This window comes from Tenacibaculum amylolyticum (genome assembly GCF_964511145.1).
In the GTDB taxonomy this organism is placed as follows: Bacteria; Bacteroidota; Bacteroidia; order Flavobacteriales; family Flavobacteriaceae; genus Polaribacter; species Polaribacter amylolyticum.
Genome location: NZ_CAZEFZ010000026.1, coordinates 396,974 through 413,304 on the forward strand (window position 1 = coordinate 396,974; position 16,331 = coordinate 413,304).

The 16,331-nt window shown below is 30.4% G+C and carries 16 protein-coding genes; 4 read left to right on the forward strand and 12 right to left on the reverse strand.

Annotation, left to right across the window (positions count from 1 at the left end):
• Nucleotides 1-1,101: 1,101 nt before the first annotated feature.
• The 4 genes from ACKTTC_RS10085 to mqo form a co-directional block, all read right to left on the reverse strand.
• Nucleotides 1,102-1,878: a hypothetical protein gene (locus ACKTTC_RS10085; RefSeq protein WP_408039694.1), complete on the reverse strand. Its 777-nt coding sequence runs from the start codon at nucleotides 1,876-1,878 to the stop codon at nucleotides 1,102-1,104.
• The gene (locus tag ACKTTC_RS10090; RefSeq protein ID WP_408039695.1) at nucleotides 1,865-2,425 is read right to left on the reverse strand and encodes an RNA polymerase sigma factor; all 561 of its coding nucleotides are present in this window, start codon (nucleotides 2,423-2,425) and stop codon (nucleotides 1,865-1,867) included. The genes ACKTTC_RS10085 and ACKTTC_RS10090 overlap by 14 nt, the downstream gene beginning before the upstream one ends.
• A gap of 482 nt (nucleotides 2,426-2,907) precedes the next feature.
• The gene (locus ACKTTC_RS10095; protein ID WP_408039696.1) at nucleotides 2,908-4,329 is read right to left on the reverse strand and encodes a TPM domain-containing protein; all 1,422 of its coding nucleotides are present in this window, start codon (nucleotides 4,327-4,329) and stop codon (nucleotides 2,908-2,910) included.
• Nucleotides 4,330-4,343: 14 nt separating this feature from the next.
• Complete coding sequence (mqo, locus tag ACKTTC_RS10100) at nucleotides 4,344-5,819, reverse strand: malate dehydrogenase (quinone) (RefSeq protein WP_408039697.1); 1,476 nt, start codon at nucleotides 5,817-5,819, stop codon at nucleotides 4,344-4,346.
• Between the two features lie 58 nt (nucleotides 5,820-5,877).
• Here mqo and ACKTTC_RS10105 point away from each other — a divergent pair, with 58 nt between their 5' ends.
• Nucleotides 5,878-6,459, forward strand: a complete 582-nt coding sequence (locus ACKTTC_RS10105; RefSeq protein ID WP_408039698.1) for a hypothetical protein — start codon at nucleotides 5,878-5,880, stop codon at nucleotides 6,457-6,459.
• 321 nt (nucleotides 6,460-6,780) lie between these two features.
• Here the strand turns inward: ACKTTC_RS10105 and priA are convergent, their stop codons facing one another.
• Nucleotides 6,781-9,222: a replication restart helicase PriA gene (gene priA, locus ACKTTC_RS10110; protein WP_456243510.1), complete on the reverse strand. Its 2,442-nt coding sequence runs from the start codon at nucleotides 9,220-9,222 to the stop codon at nucleotides 6,781-6,783.
• Nucleotides 9,223-9,293: 71 nt separating this feature from the next.
• On the opposite strand from priA, the gene ACKTTC_RS10115 reads away from it, so the two are divergent.
• The gene (locus ACKTTC_RS10115; RefSeq protein WP_408039699.1) at nucleotides 9,294-10,145 is read left to right on the forward strand and encodes an alpha/beta fold hydrolase; all 852 of its coding nucleotides are present in this window, start codon (nucleotides 9,294-9,296) and stop codon (nucleotides 10,143-10,145) included.
• 74 nt (nucleotides 10,146-10,219) lie between these two features.
• Here the strand turns inward: ACKTTC_RS10115 and ACKTTC_RS10120 are convergent, their stop codons facing one another.
• The 6 genes from ACKTTC_RS10120 to ACKTTC_RS10145 all read right to left on the reverse strand — a co-directional run bounded on the left by ACKTTC_RS10120 (nucleotide 10,220) and on the right by ACKTTC_RS10145 (nucleotide 13,325).
• On the reverse strand, nucleotides 10,220-10,555 hold the full coding sequence (locus ACKTTC_RS10120; RefSeq protein WP_408039700.1) for a hypothetical protein: 336 nt from the start codon (nucleotides 10,553-10,555) through the stop codon (nucleotides 10,220-10,222).
• Between the two features lie 14 nt (nucleotides 10,556-10,569).
• The gene (locus ACKTTC_RS10125; protein WP_408039701.1) at nucleotides 10,570-10,932 is read right to left on the reverse strand and encodes a hypothetical protein; all 363 of its coding nucleotides are present in this window, start codon (nucleotides 10,930-10,932) and stop codon (nucleotides 10,570-10,572) included.
• Between the two features lie 16 nt (nucleotides 10,933-10,948).
• On the reverse strand, nucleotides 10,949-11,923 hold the full coding sequence (locus tag ACKTTC_RS10130) for a permease (RefSeq protein WP_408039702.1): 975 nt from the start codon (nucleotides 11,921-11,923) through the stop codon (nucleotides 10,949-10,951).
• A 10-nt stretch (nucleotides 11,924-11,933) separates the two neighbouring features.
• Nucleotides 11,934-12,170 carry a thioredoxin family protein gene (locus ACKTTC_RS10135; protein WP_408039703.1) on the reverse strand — a complete coding sequence of 79 codons (237 nt, stop codon included), beginning with the start codon at nucleotides 12,168-12,170 and terminating at the stop codon, nucleotides 11,934-11,936.
• A gap of 89 nt (nucleotides 12,171-12,259) precedes the next feature.
• Nucleotides 12,260-12,646: a hypothetical protein gene (locus tag ACKTTC_RS10140; protein WP_408039704.1), complete on the reverse strand. Its 387-nt coding sequence runs from the start codon at nucleotides 12,644-12,646 to the stop codon at nucleotides 12,260-12,262.
• Nucleotides 12,647-12,725: 79 nt separating this feature from the next.
• Nucleotides 12,726-13,325, reverse strand: a complete 600-nt coding sequence (locus tag ACKTTC_RS10145; protein WP_408039705.1) for a sigma-70 family RNA polymerase sigma factor — start codon at nucleotides 13,323-13,325, stop codon at nucleotides 12,726-12,728.
• A gap of 180 nt (nucleotides 13,326-13,505) precedes the next feature.
• Here ACKTTC_RS10145 and ACKTTC_RS10150 point away from each other — a divergent pair, with 180 nt between their 5' ends.
• Together ACKTTC_RS10150 and ACKTTC_RS10155 are read left to right on the forward strand one after the other, a co-directional pair.
• On the forward strand, nucleotides 13,506-13,682 hold the full coding sequence (locus ACKTTC_RS10150) for a hypothetical protein (protein ID WP_408039706.1): 177 nt from the start codon (nucleotides 13,506-13,508) through the stop codon (nucleotides 13,680-13,682).
• A gap of 217 nt (nucleotides 13,683-13,899) precedes the next feature.
• Nucleotides 13,900-14,082, forward strand: a complete 183-nt coding sequence (locus tag ACKTTC_RS10155; RefSeq protein ID WP_408039707.1) for a hypothetical protein — start codon at nucleotides 13,900-13,902, stop codon at nucleotides 14,080-14,082.
• A gap of 51 nt (nucleotides 14,083-14,133) precedes the next feature.
• Here ACKTTC_RS10155 and recG read toward each other — a convergent pair whose 3' ends face one another.
• Nucleotides 14,134-16,239 carry an ATP-dependent DNA helicase RecG gene (recG, locus tag ACKTTC_RS10160; protein ID WP_408039708.1) on the reverse strand — a complete coding sequence of 702 codons (2,106 nt, stop codon included), beginning with the start codon at nucleotides 16,237-16,239 and terminating at the stop codon, nucleotides 14,134-14,136.
• Nucleotides 16,240-16,331: the final 92 nt, after the last annotated feature.

Here is a 16,331-nt window from a genome sequence, read left to right on the forward strand (position 1 = left end):
ATATCTGTATTCTTAAATAATGGATTCAAATCATATTTAACATATAATCCACATCCTCTGTAAGCAAAATATGTACTTAATCCGTAGTTTAATGTATTTGTATTGAATGAGTTTTTTTGTACCTCTTCTATTCTTACTCCTGAACTATTTACGTATTCTAAGTATTGTCTTGTTCCTAATTTAAAACCAAAGAATCCTCCTAATCCAAATCGAATTCCTTTATGAGTTCTATCTCTTACAAATCCATCGTCATATTTTTTATTCTCAGAAAAATCGAACTCTAAGTGCATTGGAAAAATCATTTGTACATGACGTAATCTACTTTCTGATAATGTTTCTGGAAAGGTTACTAAATCTGTACTGTTTCCATTTACTTGATGATATAAGTTGTTTTCCGCTCTTAAATTATTCCATAAAAAAGAAACTCCGTATTTAAAATATGTTTTAGAAGGCTCTTTTGAGAAACGTGTTTTTAACGTGAATCCTAATTCATAAAAGTGCGATTGCCAAAATTTGTATTGAGAATCGTTTAAAGATCCTAAATCATTATTTACTAAAACATTGTTTACCCCCAAAGCAAATACAAATTGAGAAGTGGTACGTTTATTTCTTCGTTTCCATTTTTTCCACTTTTTGTCATTATCGCCTAAAACAAACCTAAATTCTCTGTCTCCAATAGAAAATATGGTTCCAGATTCATATTCATCGTTACTAGCTAGTTTACCATTTGTTTTATCTTGAACTAATTGCTGTAACCTCAACTCTTGTTCACTTACTCTATCTTCTATATTAGCTGCATGGATTTGGGCAACTTCTTTCTTTAATTTTGTTGCCTCCTCAGCTGTTATTTCTCCTTTATCTAGTTTTAGGTTTATCTCTTTAACTTTCTTTTTTAAGCTATCTTTTTCTTGTTTTGTTATTTTCTCAATTTTATTGGCTATTTTTCTTACTTCAGCTTCAAATGTCCTTTTTTGAGCTTGGGCATAAGTAGTACATAGAAGTACTATAATTAGTAGTATTCTTATCATTTTCTTAGATTTTAAAATTAAACGTGATTTATGGTTTGGTGAGCTTAATTATCGATAATTCGTTTTTATTCTTTTAATTATTTCTATCTGCAATGGCAACAATAACATCCGATAGCTTTGATTTAAATTTATTCATAAAGTTTTCTTGAAAATCTGCTTCTTCTATAGAGTTTTCTACTTCTGCAAGAATCACTTCTGGATCTATTTTTAAGTTAGATTTTCGCAATTGCTTTTGAATAGTATCTAATACATTTTTTCTGTTGATATTGTATTTCGCATAATACACTTTTACTTCTTCTGGTGAATGTGTTACGGCATATAGTAAATCGTCTGCATTTACACGTATTCTCTTAGGTGTTTTATACTTCTTAGGAATAATTTTCTCCTTTAGTTCTTCCTCTTTTACAACCTCTTTTTGTGCTTCACTTTTTATAGGCTGTTCTTCTAATACTATTTGCTTCTTTGTATCTTCTTTTATAACAACTAACTTTTTTCTTGTTTTGCTTTCTTGTTGTATTACATTATCTGCAATGCCTTTTTCTACAGTTATTTTTTCTTTGATTGTTTTCTCTTCTTTTACTTTACTATCAGTCGTGTCTACATTAGTTATTAGAATATGCTTATTGCTCTTTATTGGCTCTTGCTCTTTCCTTTGAGTGAATAAAATACCTAAAGTAACTACAACTAATATACTTGCTGCATATCCTAAGTAAAAGAATTTCTTCTTTTTGTTTTTACCTTCTTCTTCATCTAATTGGGCGCTTAATCGTTCCCAAGCAGACTCTGAAGGTGTTACTGTTCTATTTTTTAGTTTTTCAACTAAATGTTTTTCGAAATTATTTGTCTGCATCTTTAATCCTGTTCATTTTAATATAATTTGCTTGCAACCATTTACGTGCTTTAAATAACTGTGATTTTGATGTACTTTCTGATATGGATAGTTTTTCTGCTATTTCCGAGTGTTTGTATCCTTCAATAGCATATAAATTAAAAACCATTTTATATCCGTCTGGTAATAAATCTATTAATCTTTGAATATCTTCTACAGAAGTATTTTCTATATTCTCTACAGTTGTATTATTGAAATGGTATTCTTCATCTGTAAATTCTAATGGTGTTTTCTTTCTTAAATAAGTTATACAAGTATTCACCATTATTTTTCGTACCCAGCCTTCAAAACTTCCTTCGTTTTTGAACTTGTGTAAGTTTTTAAAGACTTTTAAAAACCCTTGTAACATTAAATCTTCTGCATGATACATGTCTTTTACATACTGTCTGCATACACCAAGCATTTTAGGAGAGAATTCGTTAAAAATTTCTTCTTGCGCTTCTCTATTTCCTTGCATTGCTTTTTTGCGTTGCAATTGTGATTTTGTATGTAATGAAATAATCTTCAATGGATGTTTTTTGTCCTCTTACAAATATATAGACTACAAGCTTTTAAAAAAGGTTGCCTGTAAAAACAAAAAACCTCCTAATTTTTTATTAGAAGGTTTAAAGCTACATACATAATTGATGTAATCATCGGGGGAAAGAAAATGTCTATATTAAGTGCTGTTATTCAATTTTTACATTATAAATATAGGTTTAAATACCTTTAACCACAATAGGAAAATAGCCCTAAATAACTAACTAACAACACTTAACATAATTTTAAGAATTCATTTTTAACATAAAAAATCAATTGACTATTCAGGAATTAAATTCTAGCACTTTCATATCATTATTGACATTTAAATTCCATGAAATTATTTATCAAAACTTTCTTCGATGAATTATTTTTATGGATACTCGTCTTAATAAGCTTATTATGGGGAAAAAAACTGAAAACTGACTTTTCAATACAAACAGATTTCAATTAGTTTGAGTGATTGAAAAATTACCAACTTACTCCTGCTCCACCTCCACCAGAACTTCCACCTCCCCAGCTTGAACTTGATGAAGAACCTCCAAAACTACTTCCTCCAGAAGAAAAACTACCTGACGAACCAAACGAAGAACTTTCCGTTTCTCTTTCTAACTTAGGTATTGTAACAATTTCTGAGTGTGTATAATGGCAATTTTTACATTCATAAATTTTTTCTTTTTCACCACTACTTGTATATGTAGCGCTTTCCAATATTACAGTTCTTACTAAACCATAAGTTTTAAATCCACATTTAGAACAATTTGAGTATTTCCTACTAGAACCTTTGTATTTTAAAATTAAAATATCTTCTTCATCGATTGTTGTCCACACATCATATTCATATGACTTTAATTCTTCTTCTAAGACTTCTCCCTGCTTTAAAAATTGTGCTTCTTCCCAATTCTTCTTCAAGAACAATTCCTCTCCTCTTACTCGGCTAAATCTTGGGGCGTATCTATATTTTTTAAGTTTCTTTTTACGAGCTATGTAGTAGAATATTGCTGAAACAGGAAATAGGAAAAAAATTAGATATGATAAACATCCACTACTACTTTTTAGCGTGAGTAAATCATTGTATTTATCATAAAAATCCTCTTTGCTACGATCTATTGCATTTACCTTCTCTTTATCTTCATGAATAAAAATCCAAGTCAATAATACGTAAAAAGCAAGTAATCCATAAAAAATAAGGTTTGTATTTCTTGACTCTAAACTTACATAAGTAGCTGGCTCTTCTCTTTCATATTGAATATCTTGCGTAAACACTTCTTCTATAGCTTCTGGAGTTTCAATAATTCTCTTTACACTATGTACAGCAGCAATCAACCCTGCTCCAAATGCTCCTTTTTTGAAATTAGGCACAATATCATCTGTACCTATTCTATGGCAAATTAAATCGGTTAGAATTGACTCTAATCCATAACCTACTTCAAATTCAGTCCTCCTTTGATCTATAACAGTCAAAATTAACAGTCCATTATCTTTTTCTGCTTGTCCTATTTTCCACTTTTCAAAAAGTTTTACTGCAAAGTCTTTTGGTACTTCCTCTCCAATACTTTTAAGTATTACAACTGCTATCTGTGCCGTAGTTTTTTCCTCTATCTCCCATAGAATCGTATTCAATTTATATGTTTCTTCAGCTGAGATATAACCATTTGGATCAGATATAAAACCATTGGCTACTCCATCTTTTGGATTGGGTACGTTGCCTACTTTATAAACTGCTACGTTTTTGGTATACTTTGGTGGAATAAATTTAGAAGGCGGATTCCGTTTTACGGTATGTTGTACACTATCTTGTACGACATCTTGATAGTTATTTGTGTTTACACTCCAAAGTTGTATAAATACCAATAATGTAAGTACGATTGTTAAACTATTTCGAATTCTCATAACAATTGTAGGTTTTATAAATTTAGTATCTCTTTTACTCTTTTCAATTCTGTTGTAAACAACTCTTCTGTCACTTCTTGATTATAAAAAGGTATTATTTCTTTTAATTTTTCTTTGCCTTCTGCAGTTTGTAAAAGTTCTGGAAACGCCTTTTCTAATACCTCTAACATAATTGCAGTTGCCGTAGAAGCGCCAGGAGAAGCTCCTAACAAACAGGTAACAGTTCCATTTTTACTACTGATTACTTCCGTACCAAATCGCAATACACCTCCTTCATAATGATCTTTCTTAATGATTTGCACACGTTGTCCGGCTTTTACGACATCCCAATCTTCACTTTTTGCATTCTTTATAAACTTTCTTAAAGCTTCCATACGATCGTCTTTGTTCATTAAAACCTGATGTACTAAGTATTTTGTTAGAGGTAAATTATGCCAAAAAGCACCTAACATTGGTGAGATATTATCCAGCTTTATCGATTTGAATAAATCTAAGTTCGTTCCTTCTTTTAAAAACTTAGGACTAAATCCTGCAAAAGGTCCAAATAACAATGACTTTTTACCATCTATATATCGCGTATCTAAATGCGGTGTAGACATTGGTGGGTCACCAATTCCTGCTTTACTATATACTTTAGCATTATGTTGCTTTATAATTTCTTCATTATTACACACCAACCATTCTCCACTTACTGGAAAGCCTCCATACCCCTCTTTCTCTTCCATTTCTACTTTCTGTAAAAGCAATAAACTTCCTCCTCCAGCACCTATAAAAACATGCTTTGCATCTATATTATGTTTCTTTCCTGTTTTGGTATTCTTTACTTCCACTGTCCAATCAATTTCATGATCTGGATCTACATCTAACACTTCTTCATTACAATACACAGGTGTATCAAATTCTTCTTCTAGTATCGTAAATAATTGTTTAGTTAAAGTACCATAGTTTACTTCTGTTCCTCTATCCATTCTAGAAGCCGCCATAACTTCATCTTCTTCTCTATTTTCCATGATTAACGGAAACCATTCTGCCATCTTTTTCTTATCTCTAGTAAAATCTATAGCAGAGAACATAAAATGTTCTTTCATCGTTTTAAAACGTTCTTCTAAGTATTCACTATTCTCTTCTCCTGTTACCCAACTATGATGTTTTACAGGCATCACAAAATTATTAGGATTTTTAATCAGTTCTTTTTCAGTTAAAAAGCTCCATAATTGTTTTGAAATTTCGAATTGCTGACAAATAGAAATTGCCTTTTCTATAGAAATTGTTCCATCTTCTTGTTTTGGGCAATAATTCAATTCACACAATGCAGAATGTCCTGTTCCTGCATTATTCCATGCTGCAGAACTTTCTTGTGCTACTTTATCTAATCGCTCTAAAATTAAAATCTTTAAACTTGGCTCTAACAATTTTGCTAATAAGGCTAAGTTTGCGCTCATTATTCCACCTCCTACGCAGATTAGATCGTATTCTTTTTCGAAATTCATGGATTTTAGTTTAAATTTGAGATAAAGATATTTAGAATAAATGCTATAAAAAATTGTTATGATAAAAAATACAGATCACTGTAGATTGTGCGAATACCAAGAAGCTTATATTCAAAAAGGCATAATTTGTAGCTTGAATAATTTACCGCCTGCGTTTAGTAGAACCTGTTCTAAAAAACTATTCAATACTATAGCAATAGAAAAAACAACATCCATTTCTCAAAAATATAAAGAGCTTAATGAATCAAGACTTACGATCTACCTAAATATTATCTTTTGGCCTATAATTGGAATATTAGTTTTATATGCTGACTACCTATACTATCAACATTATATAAAGCCTTATGATATTTTGACTAAATATGGTCCATATGGATATTATTGTATTCCAATTTTAATAATACTGTTTTGTGTTGGCATTATCTTAATTGGCAAAGGAACTGGGCCTTATTTTGAATATAAAAAAGAAAAAGAAGTTGCTTTTGTGCAAAAAAAGAGGCTAGACCAGGTGTTTCAATTATATGGAATTCGTTATATAGTAACCTATTATCCTAAGCGTAATTTTTTGGATACTAGAATTATGGTAAAAGATGTAAAATTAGAAACCTCGTCAAGAAACGTAATCAATCTGACAAAATAACTTCTATTGCTTGCTATTTTTTGTAACATTTTAAAAGATTTTACTACATATCAGTAGCTATATTTATAAAAGTATGGTAAAGAAAGAGAAAAAACAACTTCCGGTATATTATGTTGAAAATAGCGAGAAGCACTCCTCTGAATTTTTTGGAGCTATTTTACGATATTTATTAGTCTTCGGTAAAAAACCTTATAAAGCTTTTTATAATGAGAAAGAGCTTAAAAGAAATATATTAATCGGACGGCTTTTTAAGATTATATTCTTCATGTTAACAATAATACTTTGTTATTATTTTTTAATTTAAAAAGCAAAGTAAGTTTATTAATAAGCATCTACATCTATAATAAAACGGATAGGTCTAAACTCTTTAATGGCTTCAAAAGTGTTTCTTATTTTTTGAAGTTGTTCTTTTGTTTTTACCAACGATTGTTTTGGAGGAATTTTTAACATTAAATTCTTAATGTATTGGTTTCTAACTCTAGCCACTGCAGGCTCTGTAGGCCCTAAAACGTTCTCTCGAAATACATTTTGCATTGCTCTAGCTAACCAATTAATTCCATCATTTACACGTACATAATCTTTATGTTTTAATGTGATTTTAATCAATCGGTAATATGGAGGATAATGATATTGCCAACGATCTTGTAGCTGTTCTTTATACATTTCCTCATAATTATTTGTAGAAACCTGTTGTAATATTTGGTGATATGGATTGTACGATTGAATTGCAACTTTTCCTTGTTTTTTAGAACGTCCTGCTCTTCCTGCTACTTGTACCATTAATTGGAATGCACGTTCATGCGCTCGAAAATCAGGATAATTCAACATGGTATCTGCACTCAATATTCCAACTAAAGAAACATTTTCAAAATCTAACCCTTTAGATAACATTTGTGTTCCTACTAAAATATCTATTTCTTGCGTTTCAAAAGCTTCTATAATCTTCTGATATCCAAATTTACCTCGTGTAGTATCAGAATCCATACGGCCAATATTATAATTCGGAAATAACTCTTTTAATTCTAATTCTATTTGTTCGGTTCCAAATCCTTTCGTATCTAAAGAAGCACTACCACAAGCTCCGCAACTATTTGGCATTGCTCTTTGATAATGACAATAATGACATTTTAATTGGTTATTATATTTATGATATGTAAGACTTACATCACAATTTGGGCATTGCGGTGAGTTTCCGCAAGTAGTACATTCTACAATAGGAGAAAAACCACGTCTATTTTGGAACAAAATCACTTGTTCTTTTTCTTCCATGGCTTCATTAATCATTTGAATTAAACGATCTGAAAAATGGCCTACCATTTCTTTTTTACGTCTTTTCTCCTTTACATTAATCAATTCAATTTTTGGTAATTGAATATTTCCATGACGTCTTTTAAGGTTTACTAGTCCATACTTTCCTTGGTCTGCGTTGAACTTTGTTTCTAACGAAGGTGTTGCAGATCCTAATAATACTTTCGCATTGTGCAATTTCCCTAACACAACCGCAGCATCTCTTGCATTATACCTTGGAGAAGGCTCAAATTGTTTATAAGAAACCTCATGCTCTTCGTCTACAACAATCAATCCTAAATTAGCAAACGGTAAAAAGATCGTTGAACGTGCTCCTAAAATAATTTGTGCTTTTGTTTTATGCTCTAATACATTATTCCATACTTCTACACGTTCATTTACAGAATATTTTGAATGAAAAACAGAAATTTGATTTCCGAAATAGTTCTGTAACCTGGTTATAATCTGTGTAGTTAAAGCTATTTCAGGCAGCATAAATAATACTTGCTTTCCTTCAGCTAGCACTTCTTTAATTAACTTTGTGTATACCTCTGTTTTTCCAGAACTCGTAACACCATGTAATAAAGTAATATCTTGATTAGAAAAACTTTCCTTTATTTCTTTTAACGCTTTCTCTTGAAATTCATTTAGCGTTTTTAATTCATTTTCTTCACCTTTAAATTGTACTCTATCTGTTTGAATATGATAAAACTCGAAGATATTTTTATCAACTAAAGACTTAATCACTGGTGCTGAAACTCCTGATTTTTCAATCAACGTTTTTGCTTTTATTGGCTTACGTTCTGTTTTTAATTGAAAAAAAGTTAAGACAGCATCTCGTTGCTTTTTCGCTCTAGATAATTGAGCTAATAAATCTTTCAAACCATCTTCTTCTTCATAATCTTTATGCAAACGCACATATTTAACCAATTTCGGCTTGTAGGTTTCATAAATTTCTTCACGAATGTAAATAACCGATTTATCTATTAATTGATTAACCGTTGGAAATATCTTTTTCTTTCCTAATATATTGGTTATCTCATGAATGGTTAGTTGCGATTGCCTTTGTAAAGCTTCAAAAATCAAAAACTCCTCATCTGTTAAGATATCTGTGTCTTCGAAATTTTCATTTTTATAGATAATGGTTTCACTTTCTAATAAAAAGGCTGAAGGTACCGCTGCTCTATACACATCTCCTAAAGCGCACATGTAGTAACTTGAAATCCATTGCCAATGTTTTAACTGATGTTCATTTACAATAGGTTGCTCATCTAAAATCTGATGTATTTCTTTTGCTTCATAGAGTTCAGGTGGTGTTTGATGAATATTTAACACCAAAGCTGCATACATTTTTGTTTTTCCAAACGACACAGCAACACGCATTCCTTTTTTTAAGAATGCTGCCTCTTCTTTCGTTACCGAATACGTAAATGTTTTTTGTATTGGTATGGGTAATATGACGTTTATAAAATAAATAGCGGAAAGATTTTAAACTATATCAAAACTACATAAAATTCACTACATTGTAATAACAATTTTGAAACAATATGACAGCCAACGAGTGGAAAAACAGAGGTACTTTTATCGAAATATTTGGAAGACAAGTTTTTGTGATTGATGAAGGAAATCATGAGCAAACAATGGTTATACTTCATGGGTATCCTACTTCTTCTTTTGATTATTACAAAGTACTAGATACACTTACGAAACGGTATAGAGTAATTATCCACGATCATTTAGGCTTTGGTTTTTCAGACAAACCTATTGATTATTCGTATTCTCTTGTAGAACAAGCTGATATTGCTTTAGCTTTATGGAAACAATTAGGATTGACTACAATTACCTTACTTGCCCATGATTATGGAACAAGTGTTGCTACTGAAATCTTAGCACGATATCAAAAGAACCAACTTACTATTCATATTGAAAAGTTGACTTTATGTAATGGCAGTATGCATATTGAATTGTCTCAATTACGTTTGATACAAAAACTTCTTAAAAATAAGCTTTTAGGTAAACACGTAACTAAGCTAACAAACTACCCTATTTTTGCTAAAAACATGCGTAATGTTTTTCATAACAAGCAAACTGTAAGTAAAGATGAATTAAGATACATGTGGGAACAGTTATTATATAACAATGGTAGAAAAGTTATTCATTTAATTTCCAACTACATTAACGAGCGTTACTTTTTCTGGAATCGTTGGATTGGTGCTTTAAAAGAAATTGATATTCCTACAAAAATAGTTTGGGCAAAAAATGATCCTGTAGCTGTATTTAAAATCGCAGAAGTATTAAGTGATGAAATTCCGAATAATACGTTATTATCTATTAAAAATACAGGTCATTTCCCTATGTTGGAAAATCCTGAAGAATGGTTAACTGCTGTACTTAGTTAATTTTACATATAAAAGTAGCAGCAAAGAACTAAAACACCTTTTATATTCTTTACTGCTTTCTTTTAAAACTATAGTTATTCTATAATTTTATAAGGTGTTTTATTGATTGCTTTTTTAATAGCACTCTCATTACATTTGTTTTTATCATACCAAACAGTAAGTAATTGTTTACTTACATCTGCTTTAGATTTAACGTATCCTTTGGTTTCTTTTAAAGAATATTCTACAATACCTGTACAACAAGATTGTTTAAATCCACTCAGTTTATACTGTTTCTGAACCAAAGCATTTGAAGTTGCTGATGTTTCTTTTTTTATTGTTGTTTCTTTTTTAGCCTGACTCCTTCCTTCACAAGAAGTTAATAGTAAAACGCCAAAAACAGCTAATGTTATTATTTTAAATTGTTTCATACTTTATGTTTTTTTTAATTGAATAAATAAGGTGCTATTAAAATGATGATTGTTAGAATTGCTACGCTCCACAAAAAGGTTTTAGATTGAAAAAAAGACACTGCTTTTTTTTCCTTTTCATTTAGTTTAGATAATGCTTCATACTGACTTGTATCGCAGCATTCTTGTTCTTTTTTAGGATAATACGCTCTGTATAAATTGTAACTGATAGCTAGCAAACTAAATGCTATTAAATAATTTTTCACGCTAGATAACCACACCAATTGTGAGGCACTTACACCTAACGCTCCAGCTAATGCCATTAATGGCCCAATACAACAAGTACAAGCTGCCATAGCTACAAATACTGCACTAATAGATGATAAAAGTGATTTCATATATTGTTTTGATAGATTAAAAAATTAGATTAAAGAAAAAGCCTGAAATGATCATTCCGAGACCTATTGTCGTAAAAAATGCAATAATCAATTTTCGTTGCATTACCTTTTTTAACAGTAAGGCTTCTGGAAATGATAGTCCGATAGAAGCCATCATAAAAGCTATAGCTGTTCCTAGTGGTACTCCTTTTGCTACTAAAGATTCAATAATTGGTAATACTCCAACTGCATCTATATATAATGGAATAGCTAATATTACTGCAATAGGAACTGCAAAAGGATTTGATTTAGAAATGTATTTTTCGAAAAAAGATTGCGGTACATAACCATGAATAAAAGCTCCTATTGCTAAACCAATAAAAATATACGGGATTAACTTTTTCAATGTTTTTAAAGCTTCACTATTAATCTCTGGCAAACGCTGTAAAAAGCCTCTATTATCTTTTGCTGCTTCTGCATGGTTTTCTCCTAATTCTTTTATCCAGTCTGCCACGTATTTCGCCATGCCCATTTTTTCTAATAAAATTCCTCCTACTACTCCTAGTACAATTCCAGAAGCCACATAAATAACAGTAACTTTCCAACCATAGGAAACCCAAAAAATTGCAATAGCAATTTCATTTACTAATGGTGAAGTAATTAAAAAAGATAAAGCGATTCCTAATGGAATTCGAGCTTGCATCATTCCTACAAAAAGAGGTATAGAAGAACAAGAACAAAAAGGTGTTATGGCCCCTAATATAGAAGCCAAAATGTTTCCTAATCCCGATTTTTTGTTCTTCTCTAAGTATACTCGAATCTTATCCATGGGTAAATAACTTGTGATAATCCCCATAAAATAAGTTACTAGAACAACCAAAATAACAATCTCAGTAAAACCTATTAGAAAGTAATGAAGTGCATTACTAAACAAAACTCCTTTTGCTAATCCAAACAAGTCATATACTAAGTAATCTGCTATTCCAGATAAGAATTGTGTTAGTTTTTCCATTCTGAATTAGTTATAAAATGGATAATAGCTTTTCTTCTGTCAGATATTTCTTATAGTCATATACCTTTCCTTTCACTACAATTGAAGGAAAAACCATAGTACCATAAACCATTGTGTCTTTTAAATCGGAAAGCTCTTCAATATGTACTTCTATATTGTTCTCTTTAGCAACTTTTTCGATATGTGCTTTAATTGGAGAACCAGTTCCACAACAAGATGAGTGTAAAATTTTAACTTCAGTTATCATAAGATTTGTTTTAAATATTAAACTTTCTATGAAGTCTGAAATCGATAGCAAAAAGACACAAGGTTTTTGAATTATTTTTGAAAAACTTACTATTTGCTTTCTTTTATTGTTCCATTTTTTATTTTTCTTTCTCTTTCCATTTCTTGAAGTTTATCCCATTTTTCTCCCATTATATAAACAAAGAGCACATGTATTAATAATGTTGTGCCACTAAACAATGCCCCTGAAAATAAATAGGTAAAAAACGAGTTTACTCCTTCAGAAAATAAAGGATTGTTTACTCTTAGCGGTGCTACAAAAACAAAAGAAACAAAAATCCCTGCCCAAAAAGGGAAACACTGCATACAGTTTACCAAAGGACTTAAAAAATTGGGACTTATTCTTTCTGCAAAATCTCGAAGTGGTGCAAAAATTGTGCTAATAATTACAATTGCAGAAATACCGTAAACGGTTAATACTAAAATTAAAAATTCCATAATATATTGTTATAAATTATGAAGTCTTTAAAAATCTTGAAAAGACACAAGAATCTTGTAATAGTTTGAAGTATCTGAATTATTCTTCCTTAGATTTTTGAATGAGTTCTTCTTGTGTTTTTAACAATGGGGTACAAGAATTCTTTATGGAGCATCCGATAAAGTTACCTTTCTTATCATATTCTATATCACAACACTCAACAAAGAGCTCTCTCAGTTTTGTTCTTCCTCTTTGGATGCGCATTTTTGTTGCCGATAATTTTAAATTCAATTGTTTAGCTATCTCTTTCTGTGATAGTTTATCAATATCATTTAATAGTAAAGGTGTTGCATAATCTTTTGGTAAAAGTTCTATCATTGGAATCACATAATCTGATACCAGTATTTTAGAAAGTTCTGTATCCATTGCTTCTTCTAAATTCCAATCATTATCTAAGTTATATTCTAAATTATTACGCTTATAATAATCGTACATTGTATTTCTACTTACTTGAAATAACCAAGCTTTAATATTCGTTATTTCTTTTCCTTTCTGATGAGATTCAATAAGCTTTATCATTACTTCTTGAACTATATCTTCAGCTAAATTTTTGTCTTTTACTTTCCCTAAAACATAAGATTTCAAATAGTTGTAAAACTCTTGGACAACTTCATTAATATTACAACATTCTTTTTTCATTAAAATTACCTTAAACTACAAAAAGGCTAAATTACAAAATAGTCAAATTCTTTTATTATTATACTATAATTTAAAACTGTATTTAATCTAAATTAATTTAAAAAAAACATATTTTATTATGATTTTTTTTATAATTTAATCAAAAATTTAACAACCCAAAATAAATTTAAAATCACTATTATGTTAAAAAATGTAGGTACCCCGTTAACCAAAGAACAACAAAAATCTATTAATGGAGGCTATAAAGCTGTAGTTTGTAGAACAAGGCAAGACTGTGTCAATGCTTTTCCACATACTGGACCATGGGATTTTTCTTGTGTTCGTCGTGGACTATATAGTTATTGTGTACCAAACTAGTCTGACTAGATTAAATGTATGATTTAAAAACTCCGCAAATTGTGGAGTTTTTTTATTTCCATATTGAATATCTTTTATTTTTTCTCAGACAAGACCATCTAAAATTACCATTTCAACAAAAAAACATACACAAAATTAAATAAAAACAAATCTTAAATTTATTTTTTTGTATTTTTAGAGAAATTAATCAACCAAAATAAATTTAAAAACCACTATTATGTTAAAAAATGTAGGTACCCCGTTAACTAAAGAAGAACAAAAGTCTATTAATGGAGGCTATGCAAACTTTCTTTGTAGAACAAGTAGAGATTGTTGGGAGAATATTCCATATTCTTTTCCAGGAGATTTTTCTTGCGTTCGCAATTACGGACAGTATTATGGTCAATGCGTACCAAACTAGTATCTAGTAAAATTATCATTCTAAAAACTCCGCAATTGCGGAGTTTTTTTATTAACTAATGTTACTCCAAATTCCACTAGATCGTTGCAACGATGTTAATCTTTTTAAGATTAACTTATTTTCTGGTTTGGTAAAACCTGCATCCTCACTTAGTAATTTCATTGCAGTTTGACGAGCAGTAAATAAAATTGGACTGTCTTTTACTACATCTGCAATTTTTAGATTTAAAATACCACTTTGCTGCGTTCCCATAATATTTCCTGGTCCACGAAGTTTTAAATCCACTTCTGCTATTTTAAAACCATCAGAAGTTTCTACCATTGTTTTTATTCGTGTTTTTGCATCAGACGATAATTTGAAACTGGTTAATAAAATACAAAAACTTTGTTCTGCTCCTCGTCCTACTCTTCCTCGTAATTGGTGTAATTGACTCAATCCAAAACGTTCAGAACTTTCGATAACCATTACGGAAGCGTTTGGAACATTTACTCCTACCTCGATAACAGTGGTAGCAACCATTATTTGCGTTTCACCTTTTACAAAACGCTCCATTTCATAATCCTTATCAGCTGGTTTCATCTGTCCATGTACAATACTGATTTGATATTTAGGTGACGGAAATTCTCTTACTATACTTTCATAACCATCCATTAAATCTTTATAATCCATAGCTTCAGATTCTTGAATTAATGGATATACAACATATACTTGTCGCCCTTTTTCAATTTCATCTTTTAAAAATCTAAAAACCCCTAAGCGATGACTATCATACCTATGTACTGTTTTTACTTCTTTTCTTCCTGGAGGCAATTCATCTATTACAGATACGTCCAAATCACCATATAAAGACATTGCTAAAGTTCTAGGTATAGGTGTTGCTGTCATAACCAACACATGAGGAGGCACACCAGATTCGGCACTTTTTTGCCATAATTTACTTCGTTGTGCTACCCCAAAACGATGTTGTTCATCTATAATAGCTAATCCTAACTTTTGAAATTGCACCTTATCTTCTAAAATAGCATGAGTTCCTATTAAAATGTGTATACTTCCATTTTGTAAACCTTCATGAATTTCTCTTCTTTTTTTAGTTTTTGTTGATCCTGTTAACAGCTCTACATTAATATCTGTCTTTTCTAACAATTCTTTAATCCCATTGTAATGCTGCGTTGCTAAAATTTCGGTGGGAGCCATAATTGTAGCTTGATATCCATTATCGATAGCTAATAACATTACTAATAATCCTACAATGGTTTTTCCTGAACCTACATCTCCTTGTAACAAACGATTCATTTGTGCACCTGTACCTACATCTTTTCGGATTTCTTTCAATACTCTCTTTTGAGCATTTGTTAAATCAAAAGGTAAATGGTTTTGGTAAAAATCTGTAAATTTTTCTCCTACACTCTCAAAAACAAACCCTTTAATTTTCGATTTATTGATCAACTTTTTCACCAATAATTGTAACTGAATAAAGAACAACTCTTCAAACTTTAATCGGTATTGAGCTTTAGCTAGTAACTCTTGACCTTTTGGAAAATGTATATTTAATAGCGCTTCTTTTTTATGTAGTAATTGATTTTCATTTCTGAATGTTTCCGAAAAAGTCTCTTCTATACTTTCAAAAGCTTGTTGCAATAAATTTTGCATCATGCTGCGCATTACTTTATTACTTACTCCTTTATTCGTAAGTTTTTCGGTAGATGGATATACTGGCTGCATTGCAGACTGTAGTTTCTTTTTGTATTCAGTTACTAACTCCATTTCTGGATGCGCCATATTAGCCGTTCCATTAAACCAATTGAGCTTTCCATAAATTACATAAGGTGTATTAGGTTTTAAACTATCTTTAATCCATTTTGTTCCTTTAAACCAAACCAATTCCATGCGCCCAGTAGCATCTGTAAAAGTAGCTACTAACCTACTTCCGCGTTTTTGTTGCACAGTTTTTATATTCGTTATTTTCCCTACTATTTGAACTTCAGCAGTATTTTGTTGTAATTGATTAATAGTATAAAATTGTGTTTTATCAATATACCTATGCGGAAATAAATGCAATAAATCATTACATGTTTTTACATTTAATTCTTTATAAAGTAATTCTGCTCTCGCTACGCTTACTCCTTTAATATAAGTAGTAGGTTGGTTTAGATTCATAGATACCTCTATATTCTTATTCTAGTTTTTAAATCTTACTCAAAAAATGCCTTCAAAAACAACTTTTTTTACAAACACACATTTATGTTTAT

What these genes read in the sequence shown, in the direction of transcription:
- ACKTTC_RS10150 (WP_408039706.1), top strand. Translation starts at nt 13,506, where the DNA reads ATGTTAAAAAATGTAGGTACCCCGTTAACCAAAGAACAACAAAAATCT.
- ACKTTC_RS10140 (WP_408039704.1), bottom strand. Translation starts at nt 12,646, where the DNA reads ATGGAATTTTTAATTTTAGTATTAACCGTTTACGGTATTTCTGCAATT.
- ACKTTC_RS10105 (WP_408039698.1), top strand. Translation starts at nt 5,878, where the DNA reads ATGATAAAAAATACAGATCACTGTAGATTGTGCGAATACCAAGAAGCT.
- ACKTTC_RS10085 (WP_408039694.1), bottom strand. Translation starts at nt 1,878, where the DNA reads ATGCAGACAAATAATTTCGAAAAACATTTAGTTGAAAAACTAAAAAAT.
- ACKTTC_RS10155 (WP_408039707.1), top strand. Translation starts at nt 13,900, where the DNA reads ATGTTAAAAAATGTAGGTACCCCGTTAACTAAAGAAGAACAAAAGTCT.
- ACKTTC_RS10125 (WP_408039701.1), bottom strand. Translation starts at nt 10,932, where the DNA reads ATGAAATCACTTTTATCATCTATTAGTGCAGTATTTGTAGCTATGGCA.
- ACKTTC_RS10135 (WP_408039703.1), bottom strand. Translation starts at nt 12,170, where the DNA reads ATGATAACTGAAGTTAAAATTTTACACTCATCTTGTTGTGGAACTGGT.
- ACKTTC_RS10145 (WP_408039705.1), bottom strand. Translation starts at nt 13,325, where the DNA reads ATGAAAAAAGAATGTTGTAATATTAATGAAGTTGTCCAAGAGTTTTAC.
- ACKTTC_RS10130 (WP_408039702.1), bottom strand. Translation starts at nt 11,923, where the DNA reads ATGGAAAAACTAACACAATTCTTATCTGGAATAGCAGATTACTTAGTA.
- recG (WP_408039708.1), bottom strand. Translation starts at nt 16,239, where the DNA reads ATGAATCTAAACCAACCTACTACTTATATTAAAGGAGTAAGCGTAGCG.
- mqo (WP_408039697.1), bottom strand. Translation starts at nt 5,819, where the DNA reads ATGAATTTCGAAAAAGAATACGATCTAATCTGCGTAGGAGGTGGAATA.
- ACKTTC_RS10095 (WP_408039696.1), bottom strand. Translation starts at nt 4,329, where the DNA reads ATGAGAATTCGAAATAGTTTAACAATCGTACTTACATTATTGGTATTT.
- ACKTTC_RS10120 (WP_408039700.1), bottom strand. Translation starts at nt 10,555, where the DNA reads ATGAAACAATTTAAAATAATAACATTAGCTGTTTTTGGCGTTTTACTA.
- ACKTTC_RS10115 (WP_408039699.1), top strand. Translation starts at nt 9,294, where the DNA reads ATGACAGCCAACGAGTGGAAAAACAGAGGTACTTTTATCGAAATATTT.